The organism is Saprospiraceae bacterium, assembly GCA_016717265.1.
In the GTDB taxonomy this organism is placed as follows: domain Bacteria; phylum Bacteroidota; class Bacteroidia; order Chitinophagales; family Saprospiraceae; genus Vicinibacter.
On record JADKFX010000001.1, the window covers coordinates 578,645 to 597,297 of the forward strand.

The following is an 18,653-nucleotide window of genomic DNA, read 5'->3' on the forward strand; positions in this document are numbered from 1 at the left end:
GAAGCTTTTTAAAATTTCCTAATTTCTCAACGTTGAATGACAAGCAATCTATTTTTCGTTTTTAAAAAATTAAAAGCCCATAATTAGGTACTTTGATTTCTTGAATTAATTTGAGTTGCTTTAAGTTGCAACTCTTTATTAATTTTGTAATTCATAATTAGTTTCAAATGAAAAGCTATAACTGGGGTGAATTTATAATCCGAATTCCAATCCATTCAACAGCAGAGAAGATTTATCAGTCGTTTGCTACTCAACAGGGTATGGAATCCTGGTTTCTAAGATTAAGCGAATATTCAAAAGCGGATTTTAGTAAATACAATCCTGAAGAATTTGTGGAACCTGGCGCTAATTATCATTGGATGTGGCATGGTTGGCCGGATTCTATAGCTGAATCAGGTAAAATATTAAAAGCAAATGGTCAGGATATTTTTTCATTTACTTTTACAGGCAACGCGGAAAATGACATGGCTGTTGAAATTATTGTTACGAAAGAAAAAGGTTTCCAAGTTGTAAACCTAAGGCAGTATAATATTCCACTAGATGATTTTGGAAAATCCAATTTTCATCTTGGTTGTTCCAAAGGCTGGACCTTTTATTTAACAAATTTAAAATCCATACTAGAGGGTGGTTTAGACCTAAGAAATAAAGATTTGGAATTAAAATCAATGATTAATTGTTAAAAGAACTCCTTGAATTAGAAATTGCGGATTAATATTCGTCCTCCATGGATAGATTAAATTGTATTTCCAGTAGTTCAACTTTTAGTTTTTAGGGTCTTCAAATTGTCTCAAATGATGGTCCATATGTTTGTACATCGCAAGAGCCCATTCATCTGGTGTTAGAAATCCAAAAAACGAATGTGGAAGTGTGGTACATTTTTCTGCGCCCCCCTCATGAAATTGTCTCATGATATTCTTAAGGTTTGTTTTTTCAGCTTCAAAATTTCTAAGATCCCGAATGAGAAAGTATGGATGGGTAGGACTGTTTTTTTCAAAAGGCTCATTACTAACATATTTCTTCTTTATGAATCTGCCAATAAGTTTGCCCAAGAAGCTACGTCCTAATTTCTTTTGTCCGGTTGCCATTTCAAATGTACGAGTACAATGAGCCATCATTTGGGCAGCATTCATTTTACCCCAGTTTGGATTCCTATCCGGTACTATTTGATCTATTCGATTTAAAATAGATTGATAATTATTTACATCAAAAAGATTATCCAAATTTTCAAGTTTTGGCAAATTTAGTCAATATGGCATTTAAATCAATTTTATAGCTGAAATTTTAGCATAAAATCGGTTATTTTGACATAGAAATTCAATTGGATTTAGATTTGCAGTAAGAATTAAACAAATACAATTTATGACTTACGAAAATTTCACTATAAAAGCACAGGATGCCATTTTAAAAGCGCAACAAATAGCGGCAGGACTAGATCAGCAAGTAGTAGATACCAGTCATTTGTGTAAAGCCATTATTGAAACAGATGAAAAACTAGTTGATTTTATGGTTGCAAAACTAGGCGCCAATCTTCAAAAAATTAAATTTGAACTGGATACTGAAATGCGCAAACTTCCAAGAGTACAGGATGCCCAGAAACAATATTTATCGAATGATGCAAACAACTCTTTAATCAATGCAAAAACGATCAGCAAAGAATTTGGTGACGACTATATTTCTCTAGATTCCATGTTACTTTCAATCGTTAAATCCAATGATGCCGCTGCTAAAATTTTAAAAAGCAATAACATAACTGCAGAAGGTTTAAAAGCTGCTATTGTCGATCTGAGGAAAGGAAAAAATATTACCGATACAGGTGGTGACGAATCCTTTAATGCTTTAAATAAATATGCTATTAATTTAAATGCATCTGCAGAAAGCGGAAAATTAGATCCTATTATTGGCAGAGATGAAGAGATTCGCAGAATTTTACATATCTTATCCAGGAGAAAGAAAAATAATCCAATTCTATTAGGTGAAGCCGGTGTAGGCAAAACTGCCATCGTAGAAGGAATTGCCTGGAGAATTGTAAAAAATGATGTACCTGAAAATTTACGTACCAAAAAAATATTTTCATTAGATCTCTCTGCATTGATCGCAGGGGCAAAATACAAAGGTGAATTTGAAGAGCGTTTAAAAGCTGTTGTTAAAGAAGTACATGAGTCCAATGGTAATATTATTTTATTCATTGATGAAATCCATACTTTAATTGGAGCGGGTGGTGGTCAAGGTGCTATAGATGCAGCAAATATTTTGAAACCCGCTTTGGCCAGAGGAGATTTACATACGATTGGCGCAACAACATTGGATGAATATCAAAAATATTTTGAAAATGACAAAGCTTTAGTCCGAAGATTTCAGACTGTAATGATAGACGAACCTTCAGTAGAAGACACCATTTCAATTCTAAGAGGTGTGCAAGATAAATATGAAGTGTTTCATAAAATTGCTATTCAGGATGAAGCATTAATTGCTGCTGCAGAATTATCACACCGATATATTTCTGATCGTCAACTTCCAGATAAGGCCATTGACTTAATTGATGAAGCTGCGGCAAAATTGAGACTAGAACTTGACAGCGTACCAGATGAAATTGATGAAAAAGAGCGTAAAGTTCGACAATTAGAAATTGAACGCGAAGCGGTTAAGCGTGAAAAAGATGATAAAAAAATAAAATTAATTGAAGGGCAGTTGGCAAATGCAAAAGAAAACCTTGAATCCATTAAAGCATCCTGGAAAGCAGAAAAAGAAATTGTAGATTCAATACAAGCGATTAAAAAGAAAATGGATGAAATTAACATTCAAGCCGACAAAGCAGAACGGGAAAGTGATTTTGGTTTAGTTGCAAAATTAAAATATGGAGATCTTAAAGAACAGGAACAATTATTAAAACTAGCAGAAGAGAAATTGAATACTTTACCAGAAGAAACACGGTTCACTTCAGATACTGTTACAGAAAATGATATTGCGATAATTGTCAGTAAATGGACTGGAATACCACTTCAGAAAATGATGCAAAGTGAAAAAGAAAAACTATTACATCTTGAAGAAGAATTAGGCAAACGCGTAATCGGACAAAAAGAAGCTGTAGGTGCTGTAGCGGATGCTGTGAGAAGATCTCGTGCCGGTTTACAAGATCCCAATAGGCCCATCGGTTCGTTTATCTTTTTAGGTCCGACAGGAGTTGGAAAGACGGAATTAGCTAAAGCATTGGCCGAAGTCATGTTTGATGATGAAAAAGCCATGACCCGCATTGACATGAGTGAATATATGGAATCTCATGCTGTGAGTAGACTTGTAGGGGCACCTCCGGGTTATGTTGGATATGATGAAGGAGGACAACTTACGGAAGCAGTACGCGTAAAACCTTATTCGATTATTCTATTGGATGAAATTGAAAAAGCGCATCCCGATACGTTTAATATTTTATTACAAGTCTTGGATGATGGAAGACTTACCGATAATAAAGGTCGCGTTGCAAATTTTAAAAATACCATTATTATTATGACAAGTAATATGGGTTCAGATCTGATTTTGGAAAATTTTGAAGATCTTGAAGTTGTAGGTGATAAACATCGCGCAGAAATTATTGAAACTACAAAAATTGAAGTTTTTGAAAAATTAAAAGAAAATCTACGTCCTGAATTCTTAAATCGGATTGATGAAAAGATTATGTTTCTTCCATTAAATAAAGAAGAAATTAAAAAGATTGCAAAAATTCAATTAAAAGGCCTTACTAAAAATTTATTAGACCAGGGGATCACCTTAGATGTAACTGATAATGCTTTAACTTTAATAGCAGATTTAGGTTACGAACCACAATTTGGTGCCAGACCATTAAAACGAATTATTCAAAAAGAAGTTGTCAATGAATTAGCAAAGATGATGTTGGCCAGTGATGTTGGAAGTGATTCTAAAATTAGCATTGATACGGATGCCAAAGGATTTACATTTAATGGAAAATCTTCAGGAAATACATTAGAAATTCCTTCTGAACGACAGAAAAAAATCAATGAATTAACAAATGCTGCAAAAAATGTAGAGGATGCAACTAAGAAACTAAAAGATAAAGCATCGGATAATTAAAAATATGTATTTTAGCATTGTTTATTTCCAATTCTAAAGGCGAATGGTTGCTAAAAACGCTTTGTTACTTTTGTTAATTTTAAAAAACTTAGGATAATTTATCCCTTTGCGTTTCAATTTTTTAATATTAATCTGAAATCAAACGATGGAAGTTAAAGATAATAATGGTAACATCTTACAAGCTGGAGATTCTATAATACTAATTCAAAATCTAAAAGTAAAAGAATTTACCAAAGATCTTAAAAGAGCTACAGTAGTAAAAAATATAAGACTGAAAGAGGATGCAGAAGCTATTGAAGGAAAGGTTGAAGGAAGTGTGCTTGTTTTAAAAACCTGTTATTTAAAAAAGAAGTAAAACAACCAAAGGTTGCGTTAAAATTTCATGTAATTTATTATTTTCTTTTAGTTTTTAATGGTCGGCCATAAATAACATAATAAATCATTGCTACAAAAACACTACCTCCAATCAGGTTTCCTAAAATAACAGCTACTAGATTTTTTATAAAACCTATCCAACTAATAAATTCTACATTCAAAACACCTGTATGTTGCGTTTTTAAAAGTATAGCCATTGGAACTATATACATATTTGCAATACTATGTTCGAATCCACAAGCTACAAATGCAGAAACAGGAAAGACAATAACAATAACTTTATCAATGATACTTCTACCAGCCTGCGCCATCCAAACTGCCAGACAAACGAAAATATTACACAATATGCCACTAAAAAAAGCCTGTTGAAAAGAAATTGTACATTTTACGGAGGCAATTTTTATGTAATTTAACGCTACTTCCCCACCATTCATATCTGAATGTTTCGATACATAAACCAGGATTGCTAATCCGCTAGCCCCTAAAAAATTGGATAAACAAATGATAATCCAATTCCGAAATACTTCTCCGATTGTTAATTTACCATCTGCCCAGGCCATTACAAGCAAATTATTGCCGGTAAACAATTCAGCACCAGCCACAATTACAAGTATTAAGCCCAATGAAAACACCAAGCCTCCAAGCAATCTTGCAATTCCAAAACTTAAATTTAAATCTGAACTTACCAAAACATAAAACATTGCTCCTAATCCAATAAAGACACCAGCTAATACCCCAAGCATAATCATCGACAAAATTGGTAGCCTTGCCTTTACAACACCGACAGATTCTATTCTCGCAGCAATTTCATTAGGAGAAAACGCATCAAAACCAAAGATTTCTTTCATAACACCGCTTTGAAAATTTATGCATATTTTAATTAATACGGAAACTATACAACATATTTAGAATTCAAACTTAAATTTACATGAATTTTGAATCCAAATTCTAATTAATAATGACCCATACAGATAGAATCGACTGGAAAAGGATCTTTGCATTTCATTCCTTACTTTTTATGTGCTTGGGAGTCTTTTTTGCAGCGATTGCCTTTAAAGGATTTATGATTCCAAATCGATTTCTGGATGGAGGTGTTACCGGATTGTCTATTCTGTTTCATGAATTATTTCATATAGATATTTCTATTTTATTGATAGTATTAAATCTTCCGTTCATCTATATTGGCTATCATAAAATTGGAAAAACATTTGCCATTCAAACCTTTATGGCAATTATCTTATTAGTGATTACCATTCAATTTTTGCATATAGAACCGATCACAAAAGATAAAGTTTTAATTGCACTTTTCGGTGGTTTTTTTATTGGTTTAGGAATTGGTTTTGTAATTAAAGCAGGTGGAGTTATTGATGGAATGGAGGTAATCGCAGATTATACTAATAAAAAATGGGGCTTTTCGACTAGTGAAATTGTCATGTTTATAAATTCTGCAATAATTTTAACGGCAGCTTATAGCTTTGGACTTGAAGTCGGGATGTATTCTATCTTAACTTACTTTACTGCCATGAAAACATCTGACTATATAGTAGATGGATTTGAAGAATATACTGCGATGACCATTATTTCTCCAAAATTTGAAGAAATTAAATCTTGTATAGTAAATGATTTTGATAAAGCGATTTCTGTTTATAAAGGAGAGCGCGGTTACCTTCCTGGCAATTTTGAAATCAAACACGATTGTGATATCATCGTCACAATAATTACCCGTTTGGAAATCCATCGCATCAAAACGGCAATTATGGATATAGATCCAAATGCTTTTCTGTATATCTCAAGTATAAAAGAAGTAAAAGGCGGTGTTATTAAGCAAAAGATCCGCCGGTAATCGCGTTTTTCGTATTTAAAAGAACTTTTTCCCTCCTGGAATCAGTTCTCAGGCTTTACAGGCATTGTATATAATTGTGTTCTATCCGAATTTATTATATTTACCAAACTTTAAAGTAAGTCCTATTTTTTAGACTATTATGGATCATAAGATTACACATCAAGATATTATTAATTACTACGATGATTGTGAAGGGGATTATCGCTTGTTATGGCATCTCAATGAACAATCCGCTATGCATTATGGCTATTGGAAAGAAGATACAAAGCTCCTTCGGGATGCTTTAAAAAACATGAATGATTATGTTTTTAGTGTTTTAAATTTAAATTCAGGAGAGCGTTACCTCGATGCAGGTTGTGGAATTGGCGGCTCCTCCATGTATGCAGCTTCTAAAATAGACTGCGAAGTTTATGGCATTAGCCTCAGCGAAAAACAGATATCTACAGCTACACAAAAATCAGCTCAAAAAATGAAAATGGGGATTACACAGTTCACTGTTCAAAATTATTGCAATACAAATTTTCAGGATGGATTTTTTGATGGCATTTTCGGAATTGAAAGCATCTGCCATGCAAACCCGAAATCTGATTTTCTGTTAGAAGCTTCCAGGCTTTTAAAAACAGGCGGTAGACTTGTCGTAGCCGATTTTTTTAAATCAAAAAATCAACATCCACCGGAAGCAGAAACTTTATTATTAAATTGGGCGAATTCCTGGGCAGTACCTTCTTTTGAATATTCTGGTAGTTTTATTGACCAGGCAGCACAATTTGGCCTTAAACTTGTAGAAAATAATACCATTACCTCTGCAATCCAAAGGTCTGCTAAACGACTTTATTGGTGTTTTTACCCAGGTTTAATTTGTCATGGATTTTTATCACTTTTCGGTCTAAGAAATCAAATCCAGGGGACAAATGTTTGGTCTACTTATTACCAATATAAAAGCTTAAAACAAGGACTTTGGGACTATAGAGTCCTTAAATTTATCAAAATATAGACACATTATGTCAAAATTTGAACTTCCACAAAATCCAAAATTCGAGACCTATTCTTGTAAATTTTACGAAGTATCTCCGCCAGGTTTTGAAAACAAAATACTGGCACAGGTACTAAAAGAAATTTACCCTACTTTGGATGATATGGTATATCTCAAAAATGATTTTGAGTTAACCCAAAGTTTATCAACAACGGGTACACTCAAATCCTATGAGATGGTTCGTACCAACACCGGTTTTGTAATTTATAAAGAATATTTTGATGGTATCCCTTTAGAAAAATATTTATTAAATAAAGAATTTAGTGTTCCTCTTTTTCTACAACTAGCTATTCGATTAACAAGTTTATTAAAAGAGTTACACAATAAAAAAATTATCGTAAAAGAATTTACATTAGAAAATATTCTTATTTCTCCAGAAACGCATGAATTAAAAATATGTTCTCTTGGCTCAGCAACGAAGCTTACTCGTGAAAGACCAGAGTTTAGTTCGGAATTTAATTATTATGGTCCACTCTGGCATATCGCACCAGAACAAACAGGTAGAATCGGAAGAACTGTAGATTATAGAGCAGATTACTATTCTTTAGGAGTGATTTTTTATCAATTATTATGTTGGAGAAAACCATTTAATTATACAGATTCTCTGGAATTAATTCATGCGCACATTGCTAAAAATCCGGTTGAACCTAAAACAATAAAACAAAATCTACCTGCACCTGTAAATGATGTGGTCATGAAACTCATGTCCAAAAATGCAGAAGATCGTTATCAAAGTGAAGAAGGCATCGTCGAAGATCTTGAACAGTGTATTCGCAAATGGCAATTAAATGGTACCATAGATTCATTTGCGCTTGGTATGAAAGATCATTCCAGCATTTTTACCTTATCAGAAAAAATGTATGGCCGTAAAAATGAACTCAATCAACTCCTGAATACCTGGGAGCATATTAAACAAAATCCAATTGAGTTATTTTTGGTTACAGGATATTCCGGAATTGGAAAAACCAGACTGATAAATGAAATCCGAAAACCTGTTTTGGAATGTAATGCTTATTTTATCAATGGTAAATTTGATCAGTTTAATCGTGAAAATCCATATAGCGCTTTTGGAATTGCATTCAATGAATTATTATCCCAAATGTTATCTGAACAAGATGAACAAATTCAGATTTGGAAACAAGCAATTGAGCAAACTCTGGGTGAAAATGCATCCTTACTTATCGGAGTCATACCAGAATTGGAAAAACTTATTGGAACACAAGCAAAAGTATATGAAATCGGACCTGTGGAAGGTAAAAAACGATTTTTTAATGCCTTTATTCAGTTCCTGGCGATCTTGGATCATGCAGAAAAACCGCTGGTCATATTTGTAGACGACTTACAATGGGCAGATTCCGGATCCCTTGATTTAATTAGTGCTATCATGAATAGCCAATTGAAAAATATTCTCTTAATTGGAGCTTTTCGCGATAACGAAGTGGATGAATCACATCCGCTTATAATGACCATACATGCACTTAAAAAAGAAATATCGAATCGAATTCACACCCTGAAACTTTCCCCTATAACGGCTAAAGATGTCAATGATTTAATTGCAGATTCATTGCATTTAAATGTGAAGAATACTCAAGGTTTATCCGATTTAGTAATGACAAAAACCAGAGGAAATCCATTTTTTGTAAAACAATTTATGGAAAAACTTGTAGATGAAAAACGGATATACTTTGATCGGGATATTTTAAGCTGGATGTGGGATTTAAAATCTATCAATAGTTTAGAATTAACAGACTATGTAGTGGATTTAATTTTATCGAAGTTAAAAAAATTATCAGGTCCGGCACAGGAAGCAATAAGTTTAGCAGCTTGTATTGGAAACACATTTGACCTGGAAACATTAGCAATTATTTCAGAAAGATCAGAAAATGAATTAGCAGATTTGCTATGGGAAAATGTAAACGCTGATTTTATTAATCCCATTGGTAAATGGGTAAAATATCATCAGGACGTACTCTGGAATGAAATGATTTTAACTGAAAAATCAAATACTAATTTTCCTTTTCGCTTTCAACATGATAGAATACAGCAGGCGGCGTATGCTATGATTGAAGAAAAAGACCGCAATGCTACCCATTTAAAAATTGGACGGACCTTATTGTCAAAAATGTCTAATGAAGAATTCGAAGAAAACTTATTTGATGTACTCAATCATATCAATGCAGGCAGAGAACTTATTATCTCTCCAACTGAAAAGAAAGAACTTGCTTCTTTAAATCTACGCGCTGCAAAAAAAGCCTTCAGAAATAATGCTATTCGTCCAGCTTTAAATCATTTTGCTATTGGTATGGATTTGATTGATCAGGATAAGGATCCAGAGATTTTCAAAGATCTCTTAATTGGTAGATCTGAAAGTGAATATATTTTAGGAAATTTTAAAGCTTCTGAAGATTTATTTAATCAGGCATTAATTAATTCTAATTCGAAAATAAATAAAGCAGATATTTTATGTCGTAAAATGGCCTTATATGAAAATACACAACGACATGAAAAAGCATTGGAAGCTGCCCAGCAAGGTTTGAAATTACTTGGCATCCATTTACCATTAAATGCAAACGCATTGCATGTAATGAAAGAACTTTTGACGGTAAAGTTTTTATTGCGAAACAAATCCACTTCAGATTTGCTAAATAATAAAAATATGGAATCACCCGAAAAGATTCTTGTCATGAAAATACTGATGAATCTTTGGGGTCCCGTCTACTTATTACAAAAGCAAAATTTACTGGCATTCAAAATTTTGCGAATGGTCAATTTATCCATTCGGTATGGAAACTCTATTGAATCTGCCTTAGCATATGCATTTTATGGCTATGTTATTAGCGCCCAGCTGAAAGATTATACAGCAGGTTACGAATTTGCCAAATTGGGAATGGCGCTCAATGATAAATTTAAAGACAAAAGTTTACGTTCTAAAGTTTTAGTTATTTCTGATGGTTGTGTCGCACATTGGAAACTTCCATTTCATAGCTATTTGCAAAATCTACGGGAAGCACATCATGTTGGTGTAGAGTCCAATGATATTATTTATGCTGGATATGCCGTAACGTTTGTAAACAGGAGTCAATTTATAATGGGCGATGACCTTAACCGGGTGTATGAAAAATTATTAGGGTATATTCAATTTGCAAATAAAATTCATTCCATAATTTCATTGCATCAAATGATGCCTTGGGCTCGTGTTATTGTAGATCTTCTCGATATTACACCCACCGAAATGGTGTTTGGAGAATTTCTAAAAGAAAGTGACCAACTCAACTATATTGAAAAACTAACAGTTGATAACAAATTGTATTTGCCTCTTGTAAATTATTGTATTGCAAAATCCATTTATAATTATATCCTGGCAGATTATGAAAGTTCCTGCAAATATTCAGAAAAGGCAGAACCCATATTGGCTTCTGTTTTAGGATTACCAGAATGGGGAGAGCATTTTGTATTTACCACCTTATCTACTCTGGCATTACAATTAAATGGTACACAAATTGACAACAAGCAACTTAAACGATTTAAAAATGCATTTGCACTTCTGAAACTATGGGCGAAAGAATCTCCATCCAACTATGAATCCAAATATCTGTTAGCCCTTGCTGAACAATATTTATTAAACAATAAAATAAGTGAAGCCAGAAGTTTTTATATCCAGGCCCTTAAGTCCTCTCAAAATGCAGAGATGAAATATATGTCTGCAGCTATATATGAACGCATGGCTTTTATGAATTTCCGCTTAAAAGAAACGGAACAAGCAGAACGCAATTTACATTTAGCACTTATTGAATATCAGCAATGGGGTGCAAAAAAGAAAGTCAATGCCTTGCTTAAGAAATTCACATTTTTGGAAAGCACCAGTTCATCAAAAGAAAGTTCTAAAAAAGGGATTAGTTCATCTTCATTAGATCTACAAAGTGTTTTGCGCGCAGCATCCTCCTTATCTGGCGAAGTAGTATTGGAAAAATTATTAGAAAAATTACTCCTTATCGTAATCGAAAATGCAGGTGCGCAAAATGGTTATCTATTTAGAATTCGGAATAATAAGATTTATTTGGATGCTAACAGTAAACTAATCAATGGAAATACCTGCGAAATTAAGTCATACCCTATTGAAGACGTAAAATCTGTTTCCCGGGCTATTGTTAGAAAAGTAAACAATACGAAAGAAACGGTCATAGTTGATGATGTCAAATTAGACCTTTTGTATGCAGGCGACCATGACTTACAAGCTTTGACAAGCAAATCTGTATTATGCATGCCCATTTTAAGTAAAGGTCAAATGACTGCCATCTTATATTTAGATAATGATGTTAGTACCCATGTATTTACCAGAAACCGATTAGAAATCCTAAACTTACTGAGTGGTCAAATGGCTGTCTCAATTGAAAATGCGCAACTCTATCAAAATCTTGAACAAAAAGTTATTGAAAGAACATCTACAATTGAAAAACAAAAAATAGAACTTGAACAAGAAAAACATAAAACGGATTCCCTTTTGTTAAACATTCTTCCAGAAGAAATCGCTGAAGAATTAAAATCAAATGGCAATTCTAAACCAAGACGTCACGAAAGTGTGACCATCATGTTTACGGATTTTGAAAAATTTACAATGATGTCTGAGAAACTGACACCAGAAGAAATCGTAGAAATCGTAGATCATCATTATAAAGCCTTCGATCAGATTATTGAAAAACACAATATTGAAAAAATAAAAACTATGGGCGATGCCTATATGTGCGTAAGTGGTTTACCCAGATTCAATGAAGAACATGCAGTAAATGCTATAAAAGCGGCACTTGAAATACGTCAATTTGTAAAAACATACAATGCCTACCGGGATGAAAATGGATTGCCTTTTTGCAATATTCGAATCGGAATACATACCGGTCCTGTAGTCGCCGGAGTGGTCGGTTTAAATAAATTTGCATATGATATTTGGGGAGACTCTGTAAATACTGCATCCAGAATGCAAAGTGTGAGTGAACCTGGTAAAATCAACATTTCAAATACCACTTTTGAGCTTATTAAAAACAGATTTGAATGTTTACATCGCGGAAAAATTAAAGTAAAATACAAAGAGGATATTGATATGTATTTTATTAATACTCCCGACGAAATAATTTAAGCTATACTCGTAAAATTCAAACTTTATAAACAATAAAAACCAATTAATTTATGACAGAAACTAAATGGACCGATGCTTTTCTGGATGAAATGCGTTTAACCGGAGATCCTATTGCAGATCGCGCAGCTAAATTATTATGGGAAAACAAGAATAACAGTGAAATTATTGAAGATCTGAAATTAATTAGTAAGAATCATAATTTAGATCCTAAGAAATATCCACGAGAATTAATAGAATACTTTCAAACTACAGAAATTGTTGAGGTCACAAATAAGGACCTTGAATATTTTAAATTGTCTGCGAATATTTTTAATAATTATGGCTATCGATTTTGCGGATTATTATTTTTTAAAGCATTGCCTACTGGTTATATGTGTCCAAAACCCGGACATGTTCTTGAAAGTACTAAATTGCTCGTAAATTTTGCAGCGCGTCGCGTTATGGAAACCGCACAGTTTGTATTTATGGTAAATACAGACGACTGGTATAAACCTGGAAATCCAGGATTAGAAGCCATTCAAAAAGTGCGTTTAATGCATGCTGGAATGCGCATTGCACTTTTAAATGACAAAAGACCTGGCAAAGATTGGAAAATGATAAGAGGCATTCCTATAAATCAAGAAGATGTAGCTCTTACGAATCATTTATTTTCATTAGCAATGATAGATGGCTTAGACCAAATGGGTATCCATTTAACGCAAGCCGAACGAGAAGCGGTTTTTCATACCTGGCAAAAAATTGGACAAGCTATGGGTATCTGTAAAGAACTTATGGTCACAGATTTTAAAGATGGAATGGAGCAGTATAAGAAAATATTTCATCGTCAATCTGATGTTATAAATCACGACGGACCAAAACTTACAAATGCTTTATTGGAAAGTATGAAAGACCTATTGAAAAATAAAATTTCTTTACATAGTCTTGAAGATTTGACCAATTACTTTTTAGATGATCCTAGAACATGGAAATCTTTAGGTTTACACAAGCCTTCCATTTGGGACAACATTTTTGATAAAGTTGTACATTTTCTTACCTCACTTAAAATTTGGCAAAAACTATTTAATCATGATAACTCTGTAATTAAAGGGGGCTTTTTTACAAGATTTATCAATTATATTCTATCCAAAAGATTTAATCTTGAGGAGCATCTTAGTAAATACCCAAAGGTTAGTTTATTAGAGTCCGTTACTAAAATTATATTGGCCGAATTATCCAAAAGGGATTTACAAACCTTCAATGATTCTAGTACATTAGACCATCAAAAACAATTTTTTCTGAGTTCTACTTTATATAATGAGTGGGATCTCGGTAGTTTTGAATTGGATGTTCCTGTCGAAGAAATAGAGAAGAAATAGGTAGTTTGGCTTTTAAATGATATGTTTAGCAAGTAAATTTATTCCATCAAATAAATAACATCAGATGTCATTCAGAAAATTAAAATTATTTCTGATCACAAAATTAAAAAGTGATTTACCAGCCAATCTTACCTATCATGGCTTGCATCACACATTGGAAGTTTTGGCTGTCTGTAATCAATATATTAAAAGATTAAATATTAATAAACAGGATGCTCGTTTATTGAGAACTGCTGCATTGATTCACGATATCGGTATTATCTGGCAATATTTTGGGCATGAAGAAGCGGCTGTAGAATACGCCTATGAAATTCTTCCAAATTTTGATTATAGCATGGATGAAATTAAAATCATAGATGGTATTATCATGGCCACGAAGATACCCCAACAACCAAAAACGATCCTGGAAATGATTTTATGTGATGCTGACCTGGATTATCTTGGCACAAATAAATTTTTTAGTACCGGGGATACCCTTTATAAAGAATTTTTGGCATATAATGTGGTACAAGACGAAGTTGGTTGGAACCAATTGCAAATTAAATTTTTAAGCAATCATAGCTACCATACCGAGTTTGCTATAAAAAACCGGGAGCCAAAAAAGAAAAAATATTTGAAAGAACTCATGCTGAAATGGAATTAATAAAAAGTGTGTGGAGCTTATGTATGCATTTTTGGGTTGTACTTATTTTCCAAAAACATTTGAAAATATTTTCTTTGGACCCTGAATTATATAACGCTTGTTTGAATCATTACGCTCGTAATAATTTTTAAATTTTCATTTAAACCATTATTAATTTTATTTAAGAAAAAAAAAAGAGCCGAACAGTTTATGGTTCGGCTCAAATTTTATAAGCGTAATAATGGTATGTCAAAAACCGATTAAAGCTTTACTAATTTATAGGTATATTGTTTGTTGTTTACAAGAATAGTTGCAGAATATACACCCGTATTCATTAATGTAATTTTATGCTTATTTTTTCCAGTTGACAAATCAAGTCGACCAGAATGATAAACTGTTTTACCTTGTGTATTGGAGATAATAATTTCAACATTGGAATTTTCAATTAGATCTATTTGAATCGTAGTATACAAATCGAAGGGATTTGGATAGATTGAAATATTTGATTTTTCTAAATTGACTTTAGAACTTGAAACCGGAATTCCCAAATTATCCTTTCTTGCTATAACAAGTGCAGTACTTTTATTAAAACGAATATCTATACCAGAGGCATCTTTTAATACTACTGAATTTGCAGAAGAAGGTTCTTGTATTGAAATAAACATGTATTTATAATCTGGTGAAAAAGTCATACCCGTAGGTTCTGATCCAATAGGTGTTTGCATAAATATTTCCACTTTAGGATTAGCCTGCGTATGGTCTGGTCTAATTACCCAAACAAAATTAGAACCTCCATCTTGTAATACCCAAAGATTACCTCTATCATCAAAAGTAAGATTATCATTTCCTTGACCCCATTCTTCAGATACTACATTCTCATTTGAAGTTATCCGGTAAGAATTACCACCTACAAATGTTTCAAAGCCTTTTACTGTAGTTCCTTCATCAAGGAATCGGTAAACTCTACCAAAACCTTTTACTGCAAAATAGAGCATTCCATTAATAGGATTAATTTCTACATCCTCCACACCTGCAAATGCTGTAGCACCATTTTGTTTGGCCCATAATTTTACATCATTGCGTTCTTGTTTTGTAGAATTTGGAACTTCTAACCAAACACCTTTAGAATCTGTTGCTTCTCCATTTTGAATAGTACCATCTAATTTTAAAACATATAATTTACCTTTTGACAAATTAGTTTCCTGATCTGCAACAAATTTATAAACATTTCCATCCGGAGCATCTTCTCCTTGATATAAGGTTTTACGATCATTTTTTATAACAACATTCTCATGGCTCATACATCCTAAAGCCCATAATTTTTCTTGTCCGTTTCCATAATCTTTTACCAATCTTGTTTTAGGATCGATCTCAACATTCCAACCCAAATCTCTGTAACCATCATTATTTGCATCCAGCGGAAAATCTGTTTCTTCACAGGTAATAATCGTGTTCCAGGGTGTTACCGTGCCAGAACAATTTGCTGCAGTCATTACAACCGGCGAAAAGTCAACGGCATCAGATGCCGTGATTTGCCAAAGCTTTGTAGTAGGATTAAATTGTAGATCAAAAATTGAAACACCTCCTGGTTCTGTTTCATGATTAATCGATAAGTGACCATTCGTACTGCTTCCATTAATGGGAACAAATCCTGTAAAATCAAAATTTGTAGAAACCTTTCCATTGCTTCCAACATATGGATCATTTGCAGAAACGATGCTCTGAAATGTATGTGTTGAAGGGATTTCAATCGATTGATTCTGATTTCTAGGTAATAAACTCGTGAAACAGGCTATGTGTTGATCATTATTACCTATACAACCAAGATCTGTTGGATTACTTTGAAATTTTTGATTTAGTATTTGAAGATCAAATGACAAGTCAGAACTAAAACCTTCCCATTGATGAATTTCAGCAGCTATTATATTATTACCCTGGACAAAATATGATTTTGGAATATCCAGAACATAATAATAAAGCTCTTCATTACCTACAATTCGTTTAATTGCTTTCGTAGATGAATCCACTGCCGTTCCAGGCATATTTGATCTAAATGCTTCGACGCCGTTTATATATAATACGATACCATCATCGGCTCTTACATTAAATTCGATTTGATTTGTTAGTGAATTTGAATCTGCAATAGAAATCTTTTTTCTAAAATACGCTGTCAATATCTTATTATTATTATCTACACCAAAATTAATTTTTGTAGCAATAAAAGGATCTCCATAACCTAAAGGTGCTGAACCTGAATTCCAATTTTTATCTTGAAAACTTAAAGTATTCCAATCCTTTGGTGGTGCTTCCGCACGATCCCAATAATACCAATCCGCTTTGCGATTTAATGGGTAGGCGGTTATTGGCAGTTCAGGTTTTTCAGATTGTAAATATTCAATCACCAGTTTAACTGCATCTGCTGGTGAACCGTCATGTGATTCAGCTTCTCTTAAGCCGGAACCTTTTATAAATAATGAAATCGGATTCCCTGGATTCCAGTTTGCCTGTGCTAAAATATTATTTAATAACAATGTAATATCTGCACTTTGTTGATCCGTCGATTTTTGACCTATCGCTGTCCAACTTCCAACCGGAATATTCCAAATAATGGAATCATTGAAAACCGGTCTTTTCGTCAGATTAAACGGATCATTTGAATTATAAGACAAAGGATTTTCAGATTTTTCAGCCCAAATAGTCAAATTACATGGATCCGTATTTTTATTAGTATTATCAACCGTGAATTGCAAATACGCTTTATGAATAATTGCTTCTTTTGGAATATTGACATTTGTAAATCGCATCCCAATATATAAAGGATCAATATTATCCTTTGTTTCCATACCCAGCTCTAGATCAGAACTTCCAGCATCCATAGAACCTACCACCTTAGTTTGGTTTGCTCCCGGTAAATATTCTTCAAGATCATCTTCTGGAGTAGTTATAGAAAAGATTGATTTGGCAATCGGTATATATTCAATAATTAATTGCGGAGCATCGGCAGGAGATCCATCGTAAGATTCAGCTTCTTTAAGTCCGGTACCTTTTATAAATAAGGCCAATGCATTCCCAGAATTCCAATTAGTCTGATTTACGAGTTTTTGAACAAGGGAAGAAATATCAGTACTTTTTTGGTCTACAGATTTTTGACCAATAACAGTCCAGGAACCTGTTGGGATATTCCAGGATACAGAATCTGAAAATACAGGACGTTTTGTTAAATTAAAAGGATCGCTAGCATTAAATGCATTTGCATTTTCTGATTGTTCAGCATAAATATGAAGATTCGTTGGATCTGTATTTTTATTCGTATTGTCGACTGTAAACTGAATATAAGCAGATTTTATTAATGCGTCTTTAGGAATTAAAATATTCGTAAATCGCATGCCAACATATTGTGGATCTACATTATTGATCGTTTCCATTCCAAGTTCCAAATCTGAACTACCAACATCCATGGCACCAGGTACTTTCGTTTGATTAGGCGCTGGCAAATATTCTTCTAAATCATCTTCCGGCGTTTGAATTCTTTGAGTAAAATTTAATGCCGGGATAAATTCTATAATTAAAAGTGGTGCATCTGCCGGTGAACCATCAAAGGATTCAGCTTCTCTCAAGCCACTTCCTTTAATGAATAAAGACAAGGCATTTCCTCCATTCCAACTTTCCTGATCAACGATTCTTTGAATTAAAATGGATACATCTGTACTTTGTTGATCTAACGATTTTTGACCAATCGTTGTCCAGCTACCAACCGGAATATTCCACTCAACAGAATCATTGAAGAAATTTCTTTTTGATAAATTAAATGGTTGACTGCCGTCGAAAGAAATTGAATTTGAAGTAGACTCTGCATAAATAAATAAATTACATGGATCTGTATTTTTATTAGTGTTATCTACTGTAAATTGTAAGTAAGCTTTGGATATTAAAGAACCTTTAGGAATTGCTATATTTGTAAACCGCAAACCAATTAACATCGGATCTACATTATCTTTTGTTTCCATTCCAAGTTCAAGATCTGAACTACCAATATCCATGGATCCAAGAATTTTTGTTTGATTTGCTCCAGGAATGTATTCTTCAAGATCATCCTCTGGTGTAGAAATTCTGACAGACAAGGTTTGTTGTGAAAAGGAATCCTGTAGTTTTAATAATAGCAATGCAAAAATTAGTAAATTTAATTTCATAATTTAATTTTTGCTCAAACA

Annotated in this window: 11 protein-coding genes; 8 read left to right on the forward strand and 3 right to left on the reverse strand. The window is 33.1% G+C overall.

Annotated features, from left to right (window positions below):
* The first annotated feature begins 167 nt into the window (after positions 1 to 167).
* Positions 168 to 680 (forward strand): SRPBCC domain-containing protein, encoded by a 513-nt coding sequence (locus IPO86_02285; protein MBK9726924.1) that lies wholly within the window; start codon positions 168 to 170, stop codon positions 678 to 680.
* 81 nt (positions 681 to 761) lie between these two features.
* Here the strand turns inward: IPO86_02285 and IPO86_02290 are convergent, their stop codons facing one another.
* Positions 762 to 1,220, reverse strand: a complete 459-nt coding sequence (locus IPO86_02290; GenBank protein ID MBK9726925.1) for a DUF1569 domain-containing protein — start codon at positions 1,218 to 1,220, stop codon at positions 762 to 764.
* A 139-nt stretch (positions 1,221 to 1,359) separates the two neighbouring features.
* Here IPO86_02290 and IPO86_02295 point away from each other — a divergent pair, with 139 nt between their 5' ends.
* On the forward strand, positions 1,360 to 4,083 hold the full coding sequence (locus tag IPO86_02295; protein MBK9726926.1) for an AAA family ATPase: 2,724 nt from the start codon (positions 1,360 to 1,362) through the stop codon (positions 4,081 to 4,083).
* 145 nt (positions 4,084 to 4,228) lie between these two features.
* A complete protein-coding gene (locus IPO86_02300; protein ID MBK9726927.1) occupies positions 4,229 to 4,438 on the forward strand; it encodes a PhnA domain-containing protein in 210 nt (69 codons plus the stop codon).
* Positions 4,439 to 4,475: 37 nt separating this feature from the next.
* On the opposite strand, the gene IPO86_02305 is transcribed toward IPO86_02300, so the two are convergent.
* Positions 4,476 to 5,306 (reverse strand): formate/nitrite transporter family protein, encoded by an 831-nt coding sequence (locus IPO86_02305; protein ID MBK9726928.1) that lies wholly within the window; start codon positions 5,304 to 5,306, stop codon positions 4,476 to 4,478.
* Between the two features lie 110 nt (positions 5,307 to 5,416).
* On the opposite strand from IPO86_02305, the gene IPO86_02310 reads away from it, so the two are divergent.
* The 5 genes from IPO86_02310 (at position 5,417) to IPO86_02330 (ending at position 14,463) form a co-directional block, all read left to right on the forward strand.
* The gene (locus IPO86_02310; protein ID MBK9726929.1) at positions 5,417 to 6,301 is read left to right on the forward strand and encodes a YitT family protein; all 885 of its coding nucleotides are present in this window, start codon (positions 5,417 to 5,419) and stop codon (positions 6,299 to 6,301) included.
* 139 nt (positions 6,302 to 6,440) lie between these two features.
* Positions 6,441 to 7,295 carry a class I SAM-dependent methyltransferase gene (locus IPO86_02315; protein ID MBK9726930.1) on the forward strand — a complete coding sequence of 285 codons (855 nt, stop codon included), beginning with the start codon at positions 6,441 to 6,443 and terminating at the stop codon, positions 7,293 to 7,295.
* Between the two features lie 7 nt (positions 7,296 to 7,302).
* Positions 7,303 to 12,465 carry an AAA family ATPase gene (locus IPO86_02320; GenBank protein MBK9726931.1) on the forward strand — a complete coding sequence of 1,721 codons (5,163 nt, stop codon included), beginning with the start codon at positions 7,303 to 7,305 and terminating at the stop codon, positions 12,463 to 12,465.
* A 50-nt stretch (positions 12,466 to 12,515) separates the two neighbouring features.
* On the forward strand, positions 12,516 to 13,820 hold the full coding sequence (locus IPO86_02325) for a DUF2236 domain-containing protein (protein MBK9726932.1): 1,305 nt from the start codon (positions 12,516 to 12,518) through the stop codon (positions 13,818 to 13,820).
* 64 nt (positions 13,821 to 13,884) lie between these two features.
* Positions 13,885 to 14,463 carry an HD domain-containing protein gene (locus IPO86_02330; protein ID MBK9726933.1) on the forward strand — a complete coding sequence of 193 codons (579 nt, stop codon included), beginning with the start codon at positions 13,885 to 13,887 and terminating at the stop codon, positions 14,461 to 14,463.
* 239 nt (positions 14,464 to 14,702) lie between these two features.
* Here the strand turns inward: IPO86_02330 and IPO86_02335 are convergent, their stop codons facing one another.
* Complete coding sequence (locus IPO86_02335; GenBank protein MBK9726934.1) at positions 14,703 to 18,632, reverse strand: DUF839 domain-containing protein; 3,930 nt, start codon at positions 18,630 to 18,632, stop codon at positions 14,703 to 14,705.
* Between the last annotated feature and the right edge of the window lie 21 nt (positions 18,633 to 18,653).